Source organism: Streptomyces sp. NPDC046203 (genome assembly GCF_040646255.1).
Taxonomy (GTDB): domain Bacteria; phylum Actinomycetota; class Actinomycetes; order Streptomycetales; family Streptomycetaceae; genus Streptomyces.
In genome coordinates, this window is record NZ_JBEYZX010000030.1 from 68,466 (window position 1) to 88,134 (window position 19,669).

A 19,669-nucleotide genomic window follows, 5' to 3' on the forward strand; every position below is an offset into this window, starting at 1 on the left:
ACGGTCCGTACCCCCGAAGCGGCACCGGGACCGACCCTGGCCGAACCCTGATCTTCCCCACGGCCCCGACCCTGAGAAGGTTCCAGGGTCGATATCCGGGCCGACCCTGATGTCCGCGGGCGGCCGAACGTGTGACGATCGGTGCATGTCCGCAACCGCCCGTGTCCTCGACGTCGACGAACCGCCCGTACGCAAGCTCTACCGGAGCGCCGACGGCCGGATGCTCGGCGGTGTCGCCCGCGGCCTTGCCGGACACATCGGTCTGCCCGTGGCCTGGGTCCGGGCGTTCTTCGTGGCGCTCAGCTTCACCCACGGCCTCGGTGCCCTGCTGTACGCGGTGTTCTGGATCGCCGTCCCGCTCGGCGTCGGCGGCCGTGCGGCGCCCCGCGCCGTCTTCGAGACCACGCCCGAGGGCCGCAGACGGCTGCGCAAGCCCGAGCGCGGCCAGGTGGCCGCCATGATCGTGCTCGGGATCGGCGTCTCCGCCCTCGTCAGCAGCTTCGACGTGAACAAGGAGGCCGGCCGCTACGTCTGGCCGACCCTCCTCATCGGCCTCGGTGTCGTTCTCGTCTGGCGACAGGCGGACAACGCCCGCCGCGCCAGCTGGACCGACCCCGACCGGCGGCGCCGGGCCTTCCAGTTCGCCCGCGGCCTCGTCGGCGCGGCCCTGGTCGGCACCGGGCTCACCGTCTTCGTCGTCCTGCGCGGCTCGGTCGCCCAGCTCGGCACGGCGATCACCGCGGGCGTCGCGGTGCTCACCGGGATCATCCTGCTCGCCGGCCCCTGGCTGGTCCGTATGTCACAGGACCTCAGCGAGGAACGCACCCTGCGCATCCGCGCCCAGGAGCGGGCGGAGGTCGCCGCGCACGTCCACGACTCCGTCCTGCACACCCTGACCCTGATTCAGCGCAACGCCGACGACGCGGGCGAGGTCCGCCGGCTCGCCCGGGCCCAGGAGCGCGAGCTGCGGAACTGGCTCTACCGGCCGGAGGGCACCGGCAGGGACAAGGAAGAGGAACCCAGCACGCTCGCCGAGGCGGTCAAGCGGTCCGCGGCCGAAGTCGAGGACAAGCACGGTGTGCCGCTGGAGGTCGTGGTCGTCGGCGACTGCCCGCTCGACGAGAAACTGACGGCGCAGATGCAAGCCGCGCGCGAAGCGATGGTCAACGCCGCCAAGTACGGTGGCGAGGGCGGAGCGGTGCAGGTCTACGCGGAGGTCGAGGGCCGGACGGTCTTCGTCTCCGTCAAGGACCGCGGACCCGGCTTCGACCTGGACGAGGTGCCCGGCGACCGGATGGGCGTACGAGAATCGATCATCGGCCGGATGCAGCGCAACGGCGGATCGGCGCGGCTGAGATCCGTGCCGGGCGGGGGCACCGAAGTGGAGCTGGAGATGGAGAGGGCGGACGGATGAGCGACGAGACGACCGGAACCGGGGCCGAGGCGGAGGCCGGGACCGGGGACGGAGCCGGGGCGGCGGGCGGGCAGGGCGAGAAGCGCCGGGTGCGGGTCGTCCTCGTCGACGACCACCGTATGTTCCGCACGGGTGTGCAGGCCGAGATCGGCGGGACCGAGGAGACGGGCGTCGAGGTGGTCGGTGAGGCCGCCGACGTGGACCAGGCGGTCACGGTGATCACCACCACCCGGCCCGAGGTCGTCCTGCTCGACGTGCACCTGCCGGGCGGCGGCGGCGTCGAGGTGCTGCGCCGCTGCGCGAGCATGATGACGGCGGCCGAGAACCCGGTGCGCTTCCTGGCCTTGTCGGTCTCCGACGCCGCCGAGGACGTGATCGGCGTGATCCGGGGCGGTGCCCGCGGCTATGTCACCAAGACGATCACCGGCACCGATCTGATCGCCTCGATCTTCCGGGTGCAGGAGGGCGACGCCGTCTTCTCCCCGCGCCTGGCCGGGTTCGTGCTCGACGCCTTCGCCTCGACGGACGCGCCGCCGGTGGACGAGGACCTGGACCGGCTCACCCAGCGCGAGCGCGAGGTGCTGCGGCTCATCGCCCGTGGATACGCGTACAAGGAGATCGCCAAGCAGCTCTTCATCTCGGTGAAGACGGTCGAGTCCCATGTCTCGGCGGTCCTGCGCAAGCTTCAGCTCTCCAACCGGCACGAGCTGACCCGCTGGGCGGCCGCCCGCCGTCTGGTCTGACGGGCGGAGGGGCCGACCGGTCGGGCGGTTGGCGGGCGGTTGGCGGGGCGGTCGGTTGGCAGGGCGGCCGCGAGGAGTTGCCGGGGGAGAGGATTTGCCGGGCGGCGAGGAGCAGTCGGGCCGCCGCCGGGTGACGGCCGGTCCGGTGGCAACTGGTCGGGCGTCACCCGGTCCGGGTGGCCGCCCGCTGGGTGTCGGTTGATCCGAGTGGTCGTTGGTCGGATGCCTCCCGATCCGGTGGTCGGTCGGGTGCCAGCCGGTTCGGGTGGCGGACTGTTGGTGTCGGCCGATTCGGATGGCTGTCGGCCGGATGCTTCCCGATCCGGTGGTTGGTCGGATGCCGGCCGGTTCGGGTGGCCGACCGTTGGGTGTCGGCAGATTCCGGTGGTCGGCGGGTGGGTGGCAGCCGGTCCGGGTGGCTGTCGGCCGGGTGCCTCCCGATCCGGTGGTCGGTCGGATGCCGGCCGGTCCGGGTGGCCGACCACTGAGTGTCGGCCGATCCCGATGGTCGCCTGCCGGGGTCAGCTGATCCGGGTGGCACCCGCGAAGGGCATCTGGTCGATCGGGGCGATCCGGACCGGGGCGCCCGGGCGGGGGGCGTGGATCATCCTGCCGCCGCCGATGTAGAGCCCGACATGGCTTACGCCGGAGTAGAAGAAGACCAGGTCGCCCGGGGCCAGCTCGGCGCGGGAGACCCGGTGGCCGGCGTTGATCTGGGTGTACGTGGTGCGCGGCAGCGTCACCCCGGCCGCGCGCCAGGCGGCCTGGGTGAGGCCGGAGCAGTCGTACGAGCTGGGGCCGGTCGCGCCCCACACGTACGGCTTGCCGATCTGGGCGCGGGCGAAGGAGATCGCCTCCGCGGCCCGGCCGGTCGCGTCCGGGACCGGCCCGCCGGGTGCCGGGTCCTGATCGCCGCGACCCGCCCCGGTCCCGCTGCCGTGCGTGCTTCCCGCGTCCGTAGCGCTGTCGTCTCCGGCGGCGACGTCGGCCTCGTAGCGGGCGCGGTCCTTCGTGTCGAGTTGGCCGAGCAGTTCGCGGGCGGCGCTCAGCTTGCTCCGTACGGTCGTCTTCTGCCGGCGCAGCTCCGTCTCGTGGGTCCGCAGTTCGCGCAGTTGGTCCTCGGACTGGGCGCGCAGTCGCTGGACGGCGCCGATCTCCCGGCGTACCTCGGTGATGGTGGCGGCCTGCCGGTCCCCGATCTTCTCGGCGAGGGAGGCCCGCTCCAGATAGTCGTCGGGGTCGGAGGTGAAGGCCAGCTGGAGGGTGGGGTCGAGGGTGCCGGACCGGTACTGGGCGGTGGCGATGGCCCCGAGGGCGTCGCGGGAGCGGTTCAGCCGCTCGGTCCTGCGCGCGGCCTCGTCGCGCAGCCGGTCGAAGGCGGCCCGTGCCCGGTCGACCTGCTCCTTCGCCCCGTTGTACTTCTCCGTGGCGGCCTCGGCCTCCTCGTAGAGGCGGTCGACCTGAGCCCTGACCTGCGCGGGGGCGGGGCGGGGTGCGGCGTGCCCGGTTCCCTGGAAGACGGTCGCGGTGGCCGCCGAGGCGAGAGCCAGCGTGGCGGCGGTGCGGGCGGCCTGGCCGCCGAAGGGAAAGTACTTGGGCTTGCGGTGCGCGGCCACGAGGGCGGGTCACTTCCTCATTCCCTGTGGCGGACGGTCCCCGCCGGGGTCGGCGGCGGCCCGCACAGGGGAACGGGCCGCCGCCGGTTTTCTCGGCGGGGGTGACCGACAGCCGCCGGGAGCGGCGGTGGTGGGGAGCCGGTCACCTCGGGCAGGACGCTAACCCCGGCTTTGGCCCGCGGGCGCGGGGTGACCGTTATTGGTTGCAGGTGTTGCCAGGTGACCGAACTTGTTCGACCCATGGAGAGGTGGGCGGTGTATCCGTGACCGCCTGACGCGTATGCCCTGGTGTGACTGTCGGTCCGTCTGCCCGTCCTACCGGCGGGCCGGACCAGGCCGACCCGCCCCGAAGCCGGCTCCGGGCCCCCGGTTAGGCTCCGGGCCATGGACGTACTCATTCATCTTCTCGTCGCCCTGCATATCATCGGCATCGGTGCCCTGCTCGGTGGATTCATCACCCAGATGAAGGCGATGGGCGCCGGTACGGCCCGCTTCTCCCCGGCGATGCTGCACGGCGCGCTGACCATGCTGGTCACCGGCGTGGCGCTCGTCGGCGTGCACCAGGCCGAGGGGCACACCGTCAACAACGTCAAGATCGGCATCAAGCTCGCGATCCTGGTCGTCGTCCTCGGACTGGTCTACATCAAGCGGGACGAGGAGACGGTCGACAAGGCCCTCTTCGGCGCCGTCGGCGGTCTGACCCTCACGAACATCCTCATCGCCACCCTCTGGGTCTGATCCCCGCCCTCGCCCTCGCTCCTTCCCGCCCGCCCCGCCTGATGCCGTGGGGTCCCGGGGATCCCGGCGCGGGTCAGGAGAAGTCGGCGTAGGCGAGGTGGGTGCCGCAGTGCAGGCAGCGGAACAGCAGGGCGCTCGCCCCGCCGCCGAGACCGGTCAGGAACTCTTCGAGCCGGGCCGGATCGTGCCGTCCGCCCACGCGCAGGTCGGTGCGGAGCCGGTCGAGGGCTTCGGGGTGTGACGCCAGCCGGGCGTGGTCGGCCTCGCCGACGAAGGCGGCCGCGTCCCCGCAGTGCACGAGCCAGTGCGGGTCCTGCCAGGCGCTGAAGCCGGGGGTACGGCGGGTGACCTCCCGCACGGTCTCCTCATCGACACCGTCGAGTCCGTATGTGTCCGCGAACTCGCCGGCGAACCGTTCCGCCGCGCTGCCGTCGGCGATGCACCAGGGGCAGAACCGCCCGCTGACGTCCTGGGCGGAGTAGAAGACCGCGCCGTAGATCCACCCCGTACGGCGGTGGCAGCAGGCGCATTCCTCCGCGCTCTCACGGATCGATCCGGTGGCGACCGGGTCGGGGTGGTAGCGGAAGAAGGGCGGTTCGGTGCTTTCGGCCGCCGCCCGGGAGGCGGGGCCGGCCGTGCCGGTCATATCGGGCGTGTCGACCGAGTCGGCCGTGATCGGTGCGCGAGCGGCCGAGTCAGTGGACTCCATGAACGCGCAGTCTGCTCCGGCGCGGTCCGCCGATCAAACCGGGTGGCCACCGCCCCTGGCTCCTACCAGCGGGAATCCCGCGACCGGGCCGCCGCGTGCCGTCGCCTCAGCCCGCTCCCGCTCCCGCCCCGCCCGGTCAGGCCGGGCGGACCGAGCCGTAGATCGGCATGTAGTAGATCGACTCCTCGCGGACGTACGCACCCGGCTTCGGGGCGTGGATCATCTTGCCGCCGCCTATGTAGATACCGACGTGGCTGATGTCGTCGTAGAAGAAGACCAGGTCACCGGGCTTGAGATCGGCGGTCGCGACGCGCGTGCCCACCTTCACCTGGTCCCAGGTCGTCCGCGGGAGCGTGACCCCGGCCGCGCGCCAGGCGGCCTGGGTGAGGCCGGAGCAGTCGTACGAGGAGGGGCCGGTCGCGCCCCATACATACGGCTTGCCGATCTGGGAACGGGCGAAGGACAGCACCTGGGCGGCCTTGGCCTCGTACGACGAGCCACCGCCCGTGGACGGCGGGGGCGTGCTCGGCGACGGGGCCGAGGGGCTCGTCGACGGCGACGGGTCGGCGGTCTTCGCGGCCTCGGCCTTCGCCTTCGCCGCGGCGGCCTCCGCCTTGGCCTGTTCCTCCGCCTTGCGGCGGGCCTCGGCCTCCTTCTTCCGCTCCAGCTCCGCGAGCCGGGCCTTCTCCTCGGCCGTCAGCCGGTCGAGCAGCGTGCGCGCCTCGGCCAGCTTGCTCTGCACCGTCTCCTTGCTGGTCCGCAGCTCCGTCTGCGCGGAGGTCAGCTCCTGGAGGCTCCGGGTCGCCTCGCCGCGCTCCTTCGCCGCCTCGGCGCGCTGCGTCTCGTACGCGGCGACCGCCGTGCGCTGGCGCTTGCCGAGCCGGTCCATCAGGTGCGACTGCTCGAAGTAGTCCTGCGGGTCGTCCGCGAAGATCAGGGTGGCGGTCGGGCCGACCGCGCCCGCCCGGTACTGGGCGGCGGCGAACGAGCCGAGGGTGCGCCGCGACTCGTTGATCTCGGCGGTGCGCCTGGCCACGTCGTCCAGCATCCGGCTCACCTTGCGCCGCTGGCGGTCGGTGGCCTCCTTGGACTGGTTGTACCGCTGGGTCGCCGTACCGGCCTCCCGGTACAGCCGGTCCACCTGCTTCTGGACGTCCTCCACCGACTGCCGGGGCGCGGGCGGCGCCGCCTGGGCGCTCGGGGCCTGCGCGGACAGCAGCGTGACGGAGGCGAGGGCGGCCGTCGTGACGCCGACGGCGGGTGAGTGGGGGCGGGTCGTGCGCGGCTTGCGATGGGACGCCAAGGCCGGCATCTCCTTCCTGGACGCCGAGAGGGGCGCCCGGCCGCGTGGGGGCGGCCGTGGGGGAGGCGGGCCTGATCGGCGTGGGCCGCCCGTTCGGCGCTGGTCGCCGACACCGGGGAGGGGGATAGGGGACGGGCCGCTTGGGCGAGCACGCTAGCGACCCGTGGGACGGGTGGGAAGCCCGATGTTCGATATGCCCGATACTTTTCCGTGACCTCCGCCGTGATCTCGCCCACGGTGCGTGCCCCTGCCCCTGCCCCTGCCCTTCGCCCGCGCGTCCACCTGTTCGCCCCGTTCGCCCTGCTCGGCCGTGCCCACGCCGTTCACCCTCCGTCCGAGCAGCCTCACGTACGGCAGGGAATCAGCGGCGAATCAGCGGCGAATCGACGGGGTGGTCGGCGGGGAATCCGAAGGCGGCGGCGGAGTGTCGGTGCGGCGCCCTAGACTCGAGTAGCGATGAGCAACAGCCTCTTTGACGACAGCTTCCTGGCGAGCCTCCAGAACCACTCCGAGGAGCCCCCGCCCCCGCCCGAGGACGACCACCACGGTTCCCCGGCCGAGGAGGAGGTCCCGCACGACCTCTTCGGGGACCACTTCGACGCGCCGCCGGCCGGCCGGGACGCCTACTACCGCGACGGCGCCCACCGCCCCGTCGTCGACCCCGCCGCGCTCCTCGACGGGCTGAACGAGCAGCAGCGCGCCGCCGTGGTCCACACCGGCTCCCCGCTGCTCATCGTCGCGGGTGCCGGCTCCGGCAAGACCCGGGTGCTCACCCACCGCATCGCGCACCTGCTGTCGTCCCGGCACGTCCACCCCGGCCAGATCCTGGCGATCACCTTCACCAACAAGGCCGCCGGCGAGATGAAGGAGCGCGTCGAGCAGCTGGTCGGCCCGCGCGCCAACGCCATGTGGGTGTCCACCTTCCACAGCGCGTGCGTACGGATCCTGCGCCGCGAGTCGAAGCGGCTCGGCTTCACCTCGTCCTTCTCGATCTACGACGCGGCCGACTCCAAGCGGCTGATGTCCCTGGTCTGCCGCGACCTGGACCTCGACCCGAAGCGCTTCCCGCCGAAGTCCTTCAGCGCGAAGATCTCGAACCTGAAGAACGAGCTGATCGACGAGGAGAGCTTCGCCGATCAGGCGGCCGACGGTTTCGAGAAGACGCTGGCCGAGGCGTACCGGATGTACCAGGCGCGGCTGCGCGAGGCCAACGCCCTGGACTTCGACGACATCATCATGACGACGGTCCATCTGCTCCAGGCGTTCCCCGACGTCGCCGAGCACTACCGCCGCCGCTTCCGCCATGTCCTCGTCGACGAGTACCAGGACACCAACCACGCTCAGTACACGCTGGTCCGTGAGCTGGTCGGCACCGGGTACGAGGACCTCGGCCCGTCCGAGCTGTGCGTGGTCGGCGACGCCGACCAGTCGATCTACGCCTTCCGCGGCGCGACGATCCGCAACATCCTCCAGTTCGAGGAGGACTACCCGGACGCGACGACGATCCTGCTGGAGCAGAACTACCGCTCCAGCCAGACGATCCTGTCCGCCGCCAACGCGGTCATCGAGCGCAACGAGTCCCGCCGCCCCAAGAACCTGTGGACGAACGCGGGCGCCGGCGCGCAGATCACCGGCTACGTCGCCGACACCGAGCACGACGAGGCCCAGTTCGTCGCCGACGAGATCGACCGGCTCACGGACGCGGGCGACGCCAAGGCCGGCGACGTCGCGGTCTTCTACCGCACCAACGCCCAGTCCCGCGTCTTCGAAGAGATCTTCATCCGCGTCGGCCTGCCCTACAAGGTCGTCGGCGGCGTGCGCTTCTACGAGCGCAAGGAGGTCCGTGACGTCCTCGCCTACCTGCGGGTTCTCGCCAACCCCGAGGACAACGTGCCGCTGCGCCGGATCCTCAACGTCCCCAAGCGGGGCATCGGCGACCGTGCCGAGGCGATGATCGACGCCCTCGCGCTGCGCGAGAAGATCACCTTCCCGCAGGCGCTCCGCCGCGTCGACGAGGCGTACGGCATGGCGGCCCGCTCCGCCAACGCCGTCAAGCGCTTCAACGCGCTCATGGAGGAGCTGCACACCATCGCCGAGTCGGGCGCCGGACCCGCCGTGGTCCTGGAGGCCGTGCTCGAACGGACCGGCTATCTCGCCGAGTTGCAGGCGTCCACCGACCCGCAGGACGAGACCCGCGTCGAGAACCTCCAGGAACTCGCCGCCGTCGCCCTGGAGTTCGAGCAGGACCGGGGCGAGGAGGGGAGCACGCTCGCCGAGTTCCTGGAGCAGGTCGCGCTCGTCGCCGACTCCGACCAGATCCCCGACGAGGACGAGGAGGGCGCGGGCGTCATCACCCTGATGACCCTGCACACCGCCAAGGGCCTGGAGTTCCCGGTCGTGTTCCTCACCGGCATGGAGGACGGCGTGTTCCCGCACATGCGCGCCCTCGGCCAGACCAAGGAGCTGGAGGAGGAGCGCCGCCTGGCGTACGTGGGCATCACCCGCGCCCGCGAGCGGCTCTATCTGACCCGGTCCGCGATGCGCAGCGTCTGGGGCCAGCCCTCGTACAACCCGGCCTCCCGCTTCCTGGAGGAGATTCCCGCCGCGTACCTGGAGTGGAAGCGGACCGGACCGATGGCCAAGCCCGCCGGGCCGGTCTCGGGGGTCACCTCCTCGCTGTCCTCCTCGCGCGCGCGTTCCGGCCCCTCGGGCTTCGCCACACGGCGCACCTCCGACAAGCCGGTGATCTCGCTCAAGGCGGGCGACCGGGTCACGCACGACCAGTTCGGCCTCGGCACGGTGATGTCCGTGGCGGGCGAGGGCGACAAGGCGCAGGCCACGATCGACTTCGGTGACGACAAGCCGAAGCGGCTGGTGCTGCGGTACGCGCCGGTCGAGAAGCTGTAGTCGTACGGGACCTCCTGTACGGGTCAGCCGTACGGGAGCGTCCTACGGACAAGGGCAAGGACAAGGCCCCGGTCACCGCGTCGTTGCGGTGACCGGGGCCTTGTCCATGTCCGTACCCGTATGCAATGGGCGCGGGCTGCGTGCGGGTGGGTGCCTCAGCTCAGCGGGTTGATGCCGTGCCGGATCAGCCAGGGCAGCGGGTCGATCGGCCCGCCGCCGTTCGGCCGGACCTCCAGGTGCAGGTGCGGGCCGGTGGAGTTGCCGGAGTCGCCGGAGTACGCGATGACATCGCCGGCCTGGACCTTGCCCGAGCGGATCTTGGCGCTGCTGAGGTGGCAGTACCAGGTCTCGGTGCCGTCGGGGGCGGTGACGATGACCATGTTGCCGTACGCGCTGTTCAGCTGCGTACGGACGGTGCCGTCGGTCACGGCCATCACGGGCGTGCCGGTGAACACCGGGAAGTCGATGCCGGTGTGCCGGGACATCCAGTTGACGCCGGACTGGCCGAAGCGGGCGCTGAGCTGGTGCAGCTTCACCGGGAGCGCGAACTTGGGCCGCAGCGCCTCCTTGCGGGCCGCCTCCTCTATGCGCTTCTTCCGCTCCGCCTCCTGGCGCTGCTTCAGATCGATGCGCTCCTGGGTGCGGCTGGCGCGGTCGCCGAAGTCGCGGGCGTCGGCGCTGAGCGCGGCGAGCTGGGTGTCGAGCTTGCTGTTGGCGGCCATCGCCTTGACGGACGCCGGGTCGGCGGCGAGAGCGCTCGTCTCCTTCTTCGGCTTCTCGGGCGAGTTGCCGGTGAGACCGCTGACCGAGGCGGCGGCGATACCGGCCACGCCCATGACGCACACGGAGGGCACGGCGACGGTGAGGAGCGCGGAGCGCTTGGCGGGGGTACGGCGCCGGGCGCGGCCACCGCTCGCGGCGCGGCGGCCGGGGTGGGCGGCCGGGGCGTCGCCGTGGAGATCGTGCCCGTCGTGCGTGTCCGGGCCGTCGAGGTCGAAGGCGGCGGCGGACTCCGGGATGGCGGCCATGGCGAACATGGTCTCGGCGTCGTGGAAGGCGTCCGGTTCGGACGCGGCGGCCGGTCCCTGACCCGAGTCCGGGCCCGAGCCCTGGTCCTGATCCTGATCCAGGTCCGGGAGCTCGATCCGGGGCTGGATCTGGGTCGCGGGGTGCTCCGCCTCGGTATAACCCGGGTGCGCGTAGGAGGCCTGCGGCTGCTCGTAATCCAGGGTGTCCCGGGTGTCCAGGACCTCGTACGTCTGCGTTTCGTACTGGTCCGGGCCGCACTGGTCCAGGCCGTATTGATCCTGGCCGTACTGCTGCGGGACGAGCGGCTCGGCCGCGGCCTGGTTCCAGGCGGTGGCGTCGTAGGCCCCGGTCTCGAAGCCCGCGGTCGTCCACTGCGCGGTGGCGTCGTATCCCTGGCTGCCGTACGAGGCGAAGGCGCCGGCGTCGTACGTGTCGGTGCCGGACTGCTGGGCCTCGGCCCAGGCGGTGGCGTCCCACTGGCCGGTGGGGGTGTACCCGCCGGCGTCGTACGAGGTGGGTGCGCAGGCCCCGTCGGCGGGGACGGACGCGTAGCCGGCCGAACCAGTGTCCCACGCGGTGGTGCCGTAGGCGTCGGCGTAACCGGTTCCGACTCCGACCCCGGCCCCGGCGTAGGCGGCGTAGTCGCCGTAGTCCTGCGAGGTGTACTGCGTGTGACCGCTCTGACCTGCGTCGTAATCAGCGGTGGAGTAGGCGCCGAAGTGCGGGTCGGCGCCGTGGCCGCCCGTCTGGGCGGCGTCCGTGACATACCCGGCGTGGGGGTGGTGTTGGTCGTTCACCAACTTCTCTCTCGCCTCGACATCAGGGGGTCAAGCAGTGGCGTGACTGTACCCGGCGGTACGCGGGCCGGACAATCTTCGACGGGTACCGAGCCGCCAGGAAACGGGCAATCGGCTGTCTTTTCGGCGAAGAGAGGAGACAGCTTTGGCTCTGTGTTCGAAGAACGTTCGATACGGGAGAGGTTTTGGCGGCCCGTCAGGCCGCTGAAGTGCCTTCGGCCGGGGGTGCGATGCCACCCGTTTCGGGCGTACGGTCCGCTGCCTTCGCCGCGCCCGGGTCGGATGAATCGGCCGGGGCTGCCGGGGCGGCCGGGGTGGTCGGGGCGTTGACGTAGTCGTCGGTGAGCGACCGCAGGACCTCGGCCACGATCGCCGGGTGGACGGGCAGCGCGAGATGTCCGATGCCGGCGACCCGTACGTTGCGCACCCGCAGGTCCGGGTGGTGGAGGCGGGCCGTCTCGGGCGGGACCATCACCTCGTCCAGGTCGCCCCAGAAACTCACGAACAGGGTGCGGCACCCCGGTGCGGGGCCCGCCAGTTCGCGCAGGACCTCCGAGCCCGGCCGCATCTGGCGGATCAGCGGATGGGCGTCGACCGGCCGGCCGAAGGCGGTGCCGGAGTGCGGGGTGCCGAGCATGACGAGGGTGCGTACGCGCGCGTCGCCGCCCAGGTGCTGTACGTAGTAACGGGCGATCAGGCCGCCGAGGCTGTGGCCCACCAGATCGACCTCGGTGTGCCCGCTCCGGGCCAGAAGCTCCGCCACCTGGCGGGCGAGCGCGTCGGCGGCGGTCCGCAGATCCCGGGTGAACGGGGAGTACGCGAACGATTCGACCCGGTCGCGGCCCCGGCCGGCGCGGGCGAGCGCGCGGCGCAGTACGACGAACACGGAGCGGTTGTCGACGAAGCCGTGCAGCAGGACCACAGGGCGCGGATCGCCGCCGTTCGGCTGCTGCTCCGGTGCGCGGTCCGGTGCGGAAACCGGGGGGTGGTCGGACGCGCCGCCGTCGTCCGGCCGCGGGTCCTCCGTCTCCGTTCCCGTGTGCTTCGGTACCGGGCGGAGCGTACGGTGACGCTCGGCGACCAGGCCCGAGGGGTAGAGGAGCAGATGCCCGGCGAGTACGGCCAGTTCCAGGACCGCGGCCTTCATCCGGTCGGTGCGAGGGTTCGGCCCCGGGTCCGGGGCGTCGGTGTGGTCCATCGCCACCTCCGTCCGGCTGCGGCGGGGCGCTGCGGCTGACTTCGTACACCTCCGCGTGCCCGCGTTCGCGTGCCGTACGGCGGGCGGCGCGCGACCGCGGCGACCGGCCTGTGGCGGCTCCCGCGAGGGGCCGCCGATGTCCCACGTGTGATTTCCCCCTCGCCTGCCACCGCGAAACGGTCAGGTACGGGATGCTGGCGATAACGTTCGTTCACCTCCCCGGCAAACAGGCGCGGGGGTCGCATGTGGAGGCAGTGATGGGTGTGACCGGTCCGATCCGCGTGGTGGTTGCCAAGCCGGGTCTCGACGGCCACGATCGCGGGGCCAAGGTGATCGCGCGTGCGCTGCGCGACGCCGGTATGGAGGTCATCTACACCGGGCTGCACCAGACGCCCGAGCAGATCGTCGACACCGCGATCCAGGAGGACGCCGACGCCATCGGCCTCTCGATTCTCTCGGGCGCGCACAACACGCTGTTCGTGAAGGTGCTGGAGCTCCTGAAGGAGCGCGACGCGGAGGACATCAAGGTCTTCGGCGGCGGCATCATCCCGGACGCGGACATCGCGCCGCTGAAGGAGAAGGGCGTGGCGGCCATCTTCACCCCGGGCGCGACGACGGCGTCGATCGTCGACTGGGTGAACGCCAACGTCCGTGTGGCCGCCTGACGGTCGCGGGAAACGCGTGCCGTACGGGGCGGGGCGGGCCGGGATTTCCCCAGCCGGCCCCGCCCCGTACGTATATCCGTGCGCGCGTCGACTGTGTGCACGTCGACTGTGTCCGATCGGGTGACGAAGCGATCAGGGGGAGCCGGTCCGGTCCGGGAAGCGGTCCGGTCAGGGCAGCGGCTCGGGGTTCAGCCTCCGTCCGCCAGTTCCGCGTGCATCGCGGCGCGCAACTCCAGGGTCGCGACGAGACGTTGGAACGCCTCCGCCCAGTAGTCGCCCGCGCCGGGGGACATGTCCTCGGCATCGGCCGCCGACGGGGCGGTGAGCAGGGCGAGTCGTGGCGCGGCCGCCGGGGCGAGGCAGCGTTCGGCCAGGCCCATCACCCCGCTGAAGCTCCAGGGGTAACTGCCCGCGTCCCGGGCGAGGTCCAGGGCCTCGACGACCGCCCCGCCGAGCGGGTCCGACCACGGGACCGTGCAGACGCCGAGCAGCTGGAACGCCTCCGACAGGCCGTGCGCCGCGATGAACGAGGCGACCCACGCGGCTCGTTCCTCCTCCGGGAGCGTCGCGAGCAGCCGGGCCCGTTCGGCGAGCGAGGACGATCCCGGGCCGGTGGCCTGGGGGGCGTCCGGGGCCCCGAGCAGGGCCCGTGACCAGTCGGCGTTCCGTTGCCGTACCGCCGCCCGGCACCAGGCCGCGTGCAGTTCGCCGCGCCAGTCGTCGGCGACCGGCAGCGCCACGATCCGCTCCGGGGTCCGCCCCCCGAACCGAGCGCTCCAGCAGTCCAGCGGCGCGGCCTCGACCAACTGGCCCAGCCACCACGAGCGTTCGCCGCGTCCGGTCGGCGGGGTCGCGGCCACGCCGTCGTGCGTCATGCCCGCGTCGCACTCGTGCGGTGCTTCGACGACGATCGTCTCCGCTCCCTCCGTACGGTCCAGGGACACGCACGAAGCGGCTCGCCCCGCCATCCGCCCGGCCAGCGCGGAGGACGGCAGCGCGGACAGCAGCTCGGCGGCCGTCGCACGGACGTTGCGGCTGCGGTCGGACAGGGCCGCCTCCAGGAACTCCTCGTCCGCCGGGGCGAGTCCGTCGCGCAGCGAGTCCAGGAACATCAGCCGGTCCTCGGCTCGTTCGGTGCCCCAGGTCGACGCGAGCAGCGCCCGGCCCCGTTCCGGATCCGCCGCCCGTACGGCGCCGAGCAGCGCGACCCGCTCCGCGAACAGCCCCTCCTCCCACAGTGCCAGGACCGCCCGCTCGTCCGCCGGGTCGGGCGCCGCGCCGCCGCCGGAGGTGCCGCGCAGCGCGAACTTCCAGTCCGGGTTGAGCCGGGCCAGCCACAGGCCGCGCGGACCGACGAAGGCGAGCGCCGCCGGCCGCAGATCGGTCCGGGCGCGGGCGGCGTCGAGCAGCGCGGGCAGCGCGGCGGGCGGTGCCTGGTAACCGCGCTCGTTCGCGGCGGCCAGCCACTGCGGCAGCAGTTCGGTCAGATCCGGGACCGCCCCGCGCCGCCCGGCGGACGGCGCGGCCCGCCCGGCCAGCAGCCGCGCCAGTCTCCGCCGCGCCGGGGCCGGCAACGGCCGACGGCCGTCCTCCGGCGCGGCGTCGAGCAGGGCCGCGGCCGGCCCGGGCCGCAGCCCGGCCCTGCGCCGCACGGTGTGGACGGCGGCGGCGTCGAGCAGGGCGAGGGGCGCGGCGTTTCTGGTGCTGGTGCCCTCCGTACCTCTGGCATCCCCGGCGCCGCCGATGCCCGCAGTGCTCCCGGTGCTTCGCGTGGGCGGCTTGCGGTCCGTGCCCAGCAGGGCCGAGGTGACGAGCTCTTCCCAGGCGTCCATGGACTCCTCCAGACGTGCGGAACGCGCGGACATGTCTTCCAAGGTCAAGGCGGTGAGGGGATGCGGGACGAGCCGGGGTCACACCAGTGGCACGGTCTCCTCCGGTGCGTCCGGCGACCAGGCGGCCAGGGGGCAAAAGCCCCGGTGGCCGACCTCGCCGAAGACCGTCAGGGGTCCGCCCCCGGACAGGGCGATCAGCCGCCACAGCCCGGCCCGTTCCTGCGCGGCCCGGGTCAGGGGTATCGCCTCGCGGGTGTGGGTGGTGCCAATGAGGTGGGCGGTGTCGGCGTTTCCTGTGCTTCCGGCGTTTCCTGCGCTCCCCGCGTCCGCGAGCTGCCAGCCGTAGTCGGCGCGGGCCGGGACGACGTCCGTCAGGGTCACCGGCCAGGCGTCCAGCCAGGGATCGTCGCCGAGGGCGCGGCCGTAGGCGGCGAGGGCCGCGCCGACCGGTCCGCCGCGGGGCGGGCCGACCGCCGGGGACGGGGTGGCGAACTGTTCGACCAGTTCGGCGCGCGGGCCGCCGCCCTCGTACGGGCGGAGCTCGGCGTCGAGAACGGTGCCGACGGGCAGGGCCTGCCCGGGGGCCCGGCCCGCCGCCCCGTAGGAGAGGAGCAGTGCCGTGTGTCCGCCGTCCCGGCCGTACAGCCAGATCCGGCGGGTCGTCAGGCGCGCGTCGGCGGAGTCGTACTGCGCGAGCACCTGCCAGCGGTCGCGCAGGACCGACCCGCCGGGGGTGGCCGGCCGGCCGACCCGGGTCCGGACGGTTGCCGCGAGGGGCGCGGGCAACCGGTCGGCCGAGAGCCAGGCACGGACGAGCAGATGGGTCAGGGCACACTCCTCCAGGAGCCGTACAGGCCAGCCGGGGCCCGAGCCGGGCAGGGCGCCCAATTCCCTTACCCGGGCGGCGAGTCCGGGGGCCTGGGCGTCGACCATGCGGGCCGCCGTCTCCTCCCACAGCCCGTGCCCCGCCTGCTCGGCCGCCGCGAGCCCGCCGCGCAGCAGGTCGGCGAGCCGCTGCTCCAGCTCCCGCGCGCCCGCGGTGATCCGGGCGGTTCGCCGCTCGGCGCGCCGGCGGACCGCCTCCGGGTCGGCGGGTGCGGCGGGTGTGTCGACTGCGGCGGCCGCGTCGGGTGCGCCGGACCCGGTCGACGGCACGCCGGCGGCTCGTGCCCGCCGCCCCGCGAGCCAACTCTCCACCCAGTCAGGGGCCTCGGCGGAGCGCGCGACTCGGATCGGCTCCGCCTCGGTGTCCCCGCCGCCTTCGTCTCCCGCCCAGAGCAGCAGCAGGCCCAGGACGTGCTTGCACGGGACCTTCCGGCTCGGGCAGGTGCAGGTGTACGCCGGGCCCGCGAGGTCCACGGCCGTCTTGTACGACGTCCTGCCGCTGCCGGCGCACACTCCCCAGACGGCCTTCCCGCCGACCTCCTCGCCGGTTCTCCCGCCGGTCCCCTCTCCGGCTCCCGGCCCGGTCCCCTTTCCGGGCTTCGCCCCCTGCTCTCCCCACCCCGCCCCGGACCACGGGCCCGGCACGCCCAGTCTGCTTCCCGCCTCGCGTGACGCTTCGTCAGGAGCCAGAGCCAGCACCTGTTCCGACGTCCAGCGCACCCCCTGCTGAGTCATGGGAACGACCGTACGGGTACCCACTGACAACGCCGGCGACCCCCCTCGGCCTTGGCTGTCCACCGCCTCTGATCGAATGTCAGTGGGATGGTGCACGGTGGATCGCACAGCAGGTCGAACGATCTGAAGGGGGACTCTCATGACTCTGCCCGCACACTCCACGGACCCCACGGATACCGCGGACACCACCATCGAGCGGCCCGCCGGACGGGCTGCCGGGAAGACCGTCGAAAAGGCCATCGGTAAGACCGCCGATAAGGCCGTCGCGAAGGCCATCGGACAGGCCACCGCAACGGCTACCGCAACGGCCACCGCAGAGGCGGCCGAGCGGGCTCTGCGACCGCACGCCGAGGACGCCTTCGGCCACGAACTCACCGCGCTCGCCGCCGCCGACGACCGTCCGCGTCCCGCCCGCTGGCGCCTCTCGCCGTGGGCCGTCGCCACCTATCTCCTCGGCGGCACGCTGCCCGACGGCACGGTGATCACCCCGAAGTACGTCGGACCGCGCCGTATCGTCGAGGTCGCCGTCACCACGCTCGCCACGGACCGCGCGCTGCTGCTGCTCGGAGTGCCGGGCACCGCCAAGACCTGGGTGTCCGAGCACCTGGCCGCCGCCGTCAGCGGCGACTCCACGCTGCTCGTCCAGGGCACCGCCGGCACGCCCGAGGAGGCCATCCGGTACGGATGGAACTACGCCGAGCTGCTCGCCCACGGCCCCAGCCGCGACGCCCTCGTGCCCAGTCCCGTCATGCGCGCCATGGCGGACGGCATGACCGCCCGCGTCGAGGAGCTGACCCGGATCCCGGCGGACGTCCAGGACACCCTCATCACCATCCTGTCCGAGAAGACCCTGCCGATCCCCGAACTCGGCGAGGAAGTCCAGGCCGTCGGCGGCTTCAACCTCATCGCCACCGCGAACGACCGCGACCGGGGCGTCAACGAGCTGTCCAGCGCGCTGCGCCGCCGCTTCAACACGGTCGTACTGCCGCTGCCCGCCACCCCGGAGGCCGAGGTCGACATCGTCGCGCGGCGCGTCGACCAGATCGGGCGCTCGCTCGACCTGCCGGCCGTACCGGAGGGAGTGGAGGAGATCCGCCGGGTCGTCACCGTCTTCCGCGAGCTGCGCGACGGGGTGACGACGGACGGCCGGACGAAACTCAAGTCGCCGTCCGGGACGCTGTCGACGGCCGAGGCGATCTCCGTCGTGACGGGCGGCCTCGCGCTGGCCGCGCACTTCGGCGACGGGGTGCTGCGGGCCGGCGACATCGCCGCCGGACTGCTCGGCGCGGTGGTCCGCGACCCGGCCGCCGACCGGGTCGTCTGGCAGGAGTACCTGGAGACGGTGGTGCGCGAGCGGCACGACTGGAAGGACTTCTACCGCGCCTGCCGCGAGGTGAGCGCATGACCACCCGCCAGGACTCCGGTACGGCCCCGGTCCCCGACCGCCGGCCGGCCGCCGGAACGGCCTCGGTCGCCGGCATGGCTTCGGTCGGGGATACGGCCTCGGTCTCGGGCTCGGTTTCGGCCAGTGGCGCGACCCCGGTCACTGGCTCGGCTGCCGGTGCGGCTTCTGCCTCGGCTTCGGCCTCCGCTTCGACCGCCGCCCCGTCTTCGACGGCCGCCCCCACCCGCGCCCCCGGTGTGCCCGCCGGGCCGCTGCTGCTCGGCGTACGGCATCACGGGCCCGGTTCCGCGCGGGCCGTCGCCGCCGCTCTCGACGCGGGCCGGCCCAAGGTGGTCCTGATTGAAGGCCCGCCGGAGGCCGACGCGCTCGTCGCGCTCGCCGCCGACGAGGCGATGCGGCCCCCGGTCGCGCTGCTCGCGCACGCGGTGGACGATCCGGGCCGGGCCGCGTTCTGGCCGCTGGCCGAGTTCTCGCCCGAGTGGGTGGCGATCCGCTGGGCCCTCGCGCACGGCGCCGACGTCCGCTTCATCGACCTGCCCGCCGCCCATACGCTCGCCGCCACCGACCCCACCTGGGGCGACGGGGAGGGCGAAGGCGACGACGACGGCGCCGGCCCCGACGCGCGGGCGGGCGCGGGGCCGCACATCGACCCGCTCGCCGAACTCGCCGAGGCCGCCGGATACGACGACCCCGAGCGCTGGTGGGAGGACGCCGTCGAACTGCGCGGCGGCACCGACCCGTTCGCGCCTTTCGAGGCCGTCGCCGAGGCGATGGGCGCGCTCCGGGAGGCGTACGGGCACGGGGGCAACGCCCGCGATCCGGTCCGCGAGGCGTACATGCGGCTCCAGCTCCGCGCCGCGTGCAAGGAGTACGGGGACGACGTGGCCGTGGTCTGCGGCGCGTGGCACGTCCCCGCCCTGCGCCGCACCGGCCGGGCCACCGCCGACCGGGCCCTGCTCAAGGGCCTGCCCAAGGTGCGGACCGTGATGACCTGGGTGCCGTGGACCCACCGCAGGCTGGCCCGACGGTCCGGGTACGGGGCGGGCATCGAGGCCCCCGGCTGGTACGCGCACCTGTTCTCCGCCCCCGACCGGACCGTGGTCCGCTGGCTGACCAAGGTCGCCGGGCTGCTGCGGGACGAGGACCTTCCCGTGTCCTCCGCCCATGTCATCGAGGCCGTCCGGCTCGCGGACACGCTCGCCGTGCTCCGCGGCCGGCCGGGCCCCGGGCTCGACGAGACCACCGATGCCGTCCGGGCCGTCATGGGCGACGGCTCCGACGTGCCGCTCGCCCTGATCCACGACCGGCTCGTGGTCGGCGACGTCCTCGGCACCGTCCCGGACGGTGCCCCCGCCGTCCCGCTCCAGCGGGACCTCGAACGGCTCCAGCGTTCCCTGCGCCTCAAGCCCGAGGCGCGCGAGCGCGACCTCGAACTGGACCTGCGCAAGGACAACGACAGCGCCCGCAGCCGGCTGCTGCACCGGCTGCGGCTGCTCGGCGTCGGCTGGGGCGAGCCCGTCGTGGGACGCGGCTCCACCGGGACGTTCCGGGAGAGCTGGCGGCTGCGCTGGCGGCCGGAGCTGCACGTCCAGGTCGCCGAGGCCCCCATGCTGAAGACCGTCGTGCCCTGCGACGTGTGGTCCGGCCGCCCCTGTCTGATCGTCAAACCGGGGCCGGTGGGCGACCGCGGACC

14 protein-coding genes are annotated in these 19,669 nt (G+C 73.2%); 7 read left to right on the top strand and 7 right to left on the bottom strand.

Annotated features, from left to right (window positions below; all coding sequences use genetic code 11):
- Nucleotides 1-145: 145 nt before the first annotated feature.
- Both ABZ990_RS21195 and ABZ990_RS21200 read left to right on the top strand, forming a co-directional pair.
- Nucleotides 146-1,414: a PspC domain-containing protein gene (locus tag ABZ990_RS21195; RefSeq protein ID WP_361233582.1), complete on the top strand. Its 1,269-nt coding sequence runs from the start codon at nt 146-148 to the stop codon at nt 1,412-1,414.
- Nucleotides 1,411-2,157, top strand: coding sequence for a response regulator transcription factor (locus tag ABZ990_RS21200; RefSeq protein ID WP_361233584.1), 747 nt, complete (start codon nt 1,411-1,413; stop codon nt 2,155-2,157). The genes ABZ990_RS21195 and ABZ990_RS21200 overlap by 4 nt, the downstream gene beginning before the upstream one ends.
- A 521-nt stretch (nt 2,158-2,678) precedes the next feature.
- Here the strand turns inward: ABZ990_RS21200 and ABZ990_RS21205 are convergent.
- A complete protein-coding gene (locus ABZ990_RS21205; protein WP_361233587.1) occupies nt 2,679-3,773 on the bottom strand; it encodes an NlpC/P60 family protein in 1,095 nt (364 codons plus the stop codon).
- 384 nt (nt 3,774-4,157) lie between these two features.
- On the opposite strand from ABZ990_RS21205, the gene ABZ990_RS21210 reads away from it, so the two are divergent.
- A complete protein-coding gene (locus tag ABZ990_RS21210; protein ID WP_361233590.1) occupies nt 4,158-4,511 on the top strand; it encodes a hypothetical protein in 354 nt (117 codons plus the stop codon).
- 73 nt (nt 4,512-4,584) lie between these two features.
- Here ABZ990_RS21210 and ABZ990_RS21215 read toward each other — a convergent pair whose 3' ends face one another.
- Both ABZ990_RS21215 and ABZ990_RS21220 read right to left on the bottom strand, forming a co-directional pair.
- Nucleotides 4,585-5,220: a CbrC family protein gene (locus tag ABZ990_RS21215; RefSeq protein ID WP_361233593.1), complete on the bottom strand. Its 636-nt coding sequence runs from the start codon at nt 5,218-5,220 to the stop codon at nt 4,585-4,587.
- Between the two features lie 136 nt (nt 5,221-5,356).
- Nucleotides 5,357-6,532 carry an NlpC/P60 family protein gene (locus tag ABZ990_RS21220; protein ID WP_361233596.1) on the bottom strand — a complete coding sequence of 392 codons (1,176 nt, stop codon included), beginning with the start codon at nt 6,530-6,532 and terminating at the stop codon, nt 5,357-5,359.
- A gap of 447 nt (nt 6,533-6,979) precedes the next feature.
- On the opposite strand from ABZ990_RS21220, the gene pcrA reads away from it, so the two are divergent.
- The gene (gene pcrA, locus ABZ990_RS21225; RefSeq protein WP_361233599.1) at nt 6,980-9,430 is read left to right on the top strand and encodes a DNA helicase PcrA; all 2,451 of its coding nucleotides are present in this window, start codon (nt 6,980-6,982) and stop codon (nt 9,428-9,430) included.
- Between the two features lie 155 nt (nt 9,431-9,585).
- Here the strand turns inward: pcrA and ABZ990_RS21230 are convergent, their stop codons facing one another.
- Nucleotides 9,586-11,256, bottom strand: a complete 1,671-nt coding sequence (locus ABZ990_RS21230; protein WP_361233602.1) for a M23 family metallopeptidase — start codon at nt 11,254-11,256, stop codon at nt 9,586-9,588.
- Between the two features lie 196 nt (nt 11,257-11,452).
- Nucleotides 11,453-12,454 (bottom strand): alpha/beta fold hydrolase, encoded by a 1,002-nt coding sequence (locus tag ABZ990_RS21235; RefSeq protein WP_361233606.1) that lies wholly within the window; start codon nt 12,452-12,454, stop codon nt 11,453-11,455.
- Between the two features lie 257 nt (nt 12,455-12,711).
- On the opposite strand from ABZ990_RS21235, the gene ABZ990_RS21240 reads away from it, so the two are divergent.
- Nucleotides 12,712-13,119, top strand: a complete 408-nt coding sequence (locus ABZ990_RS21240; protein WP_128976030.1) for a cobalamin B12-binding domain-containing protein — start codon at nt 12,712-12,714, stop codon at nt 13,117-13,119.
- 188 nt (nt 13,120-13,307) lie between these two features.
- Here ABZ990_RS21240 and ABZ990_RS21245 read toward each other — a convergent pair whose 3' ends face one another.
- Together ABZ990_RS21245 and ABZ990_RS21250 are read right to left on the bottom strand one after the other, a co-directional pair.
- The gene (locus ABZ990_RS21245; protein ID WP_361233609.1) at nt 13,308-14,984 is read right to left on the bottom strand and encodes a DUF5691 domain-containing protein; all 1,677 of its coding nucleotides are present in this window, start codon (nt 14,982-14,984) and stop codon (nt 13,308-13,310) included.
- A 45-nt stretch (nt 14,985-15,029) separates the two neighbouring features.
- Nucleotides 15,030-16,571: an SWIM zinc finger family protein gene (locus tag ABZ990_RS21250; protein WP_361233611.1), complete on the bottom strand. Its 1,542-nt coding sequence runs from the start codon at nt 16,569-16,571 to the stop codon at nt 15,030-15,032.
- A 139-nt stretch (nt 16,572-16,710) separates the two neighbouring features.
- Between ABZ990_RS21250 and ABZ990_RS21255 the strand changes: the two genes are divergently transcribed.
- Together ABZ990_RS21255 and ABZ990_RS21260 are read left to right on the top strand one after the other, a co-directional pair.
- Nucleotides 16,711-17,976, top strand: a complete 1,266-nt coding sequence (locus tag ABZ990_RS21255; protein WP_361233614.1) for an AAA family ATPase — start codon at nt 16,711-16,713, stop codon at nt 17,974-17,976.
- The coding region (locus ABZ990_RS21260; RefSeq protein ID WP_361233617.1) for a DUF5682 family protein at nt 17,973-19,669 on the top strand (1,697 nt) is incomplete at its 3' end. The genes ABZ990_RS21255 and ABZ990_RS21260, both read left to right, overlap by 4 nt.

What these genes read in the sequence shown, in the direction of transcription:
- ABZ990_RS21200 (WP_361233584.1), top strand. Translation starts at nt 1,411, where the DNA reads ATGAGCGACGAGACGACCGGAACCGGGGCCGAGGCGGAGGCCGGGACC.
- ABZ990_RS21250 (WP_361233611.1), bottom strand. Translation starts at nt 16,571, where the DNA reads ATGACTCAGCAGGGGGTGCGCTGGACGTCGGAACAGGTGCTGGCTCTG.
- ABZ990_RS21215 (WP_361233593.1), bottom strand. Translation starts at nt 5,220, where the DNA reads ATGGAGTCCACTGACTCGGCCGCTCGCGCACCGATCACGGCCGACTCG.
- ABZ990_RS21235 (WP_361233606.1), bottom strand. Translation starts at nt 12,454, where the DNA reads ATGGACCACACCGACGCCCCGGACCCGGGGCCGAACCCTCGCACCGAC.
- ABZ990_RS21245 (WP_361233609.1), bottom strand. Translation starts at nt 14,984, where the DNA reads ATGTCCGCGCGTTCCGCACGTCTGGAGGAGTCCATGGACGCCTGGGAA.
- ABZ990_RS21195 (WP_361233582.1), top strand. Translation starts at nt 146, where the DNA reads ATGTCCGCAACCGCCCGTGTCCTCGACGTCGACGAACCGCCCGTACGC.
- ABZ990_RS21220 (WP_361233596.1), bottom strand. Translation starts at nt 6,532, where the DNA reads ATGCCGGCCTTGGCGTCCCATCGCAAGCCGCGCACGACCCGCCCCCAC.
- ABZ990_RS21210 (WP_361233590.1), top strand. Translation starts at nt 4,158, where the DNA reads ATGGACGTACTCATTCATCTTCTCGTCGCCCTGCATATCATCGGCATC.
- pcrA (WP_361233599.1), top strand. Translation starts at nt 6,980, where the DNA reads ATGAGCAACAGCCTCTTTGACGACAGCTTCCTGGCGAGCCTCCAGAAC.
- ABZ990_RS21255 (WP_361233614.1), top strand. Translation starts at nt 16,711, where the DNA reads ATGACTCTGCCCGCACACTCCACGGACCCCACGGATACCGCGGACACC.
- ABZ990_RS21240 (WP_128976030.1), top strand. Translation starts at nt 12,712, where the DNA reads ATGGGTGTGACCGGTCCGATCCGCGTGGTGGTTGCCAAGCCGGGTCTC.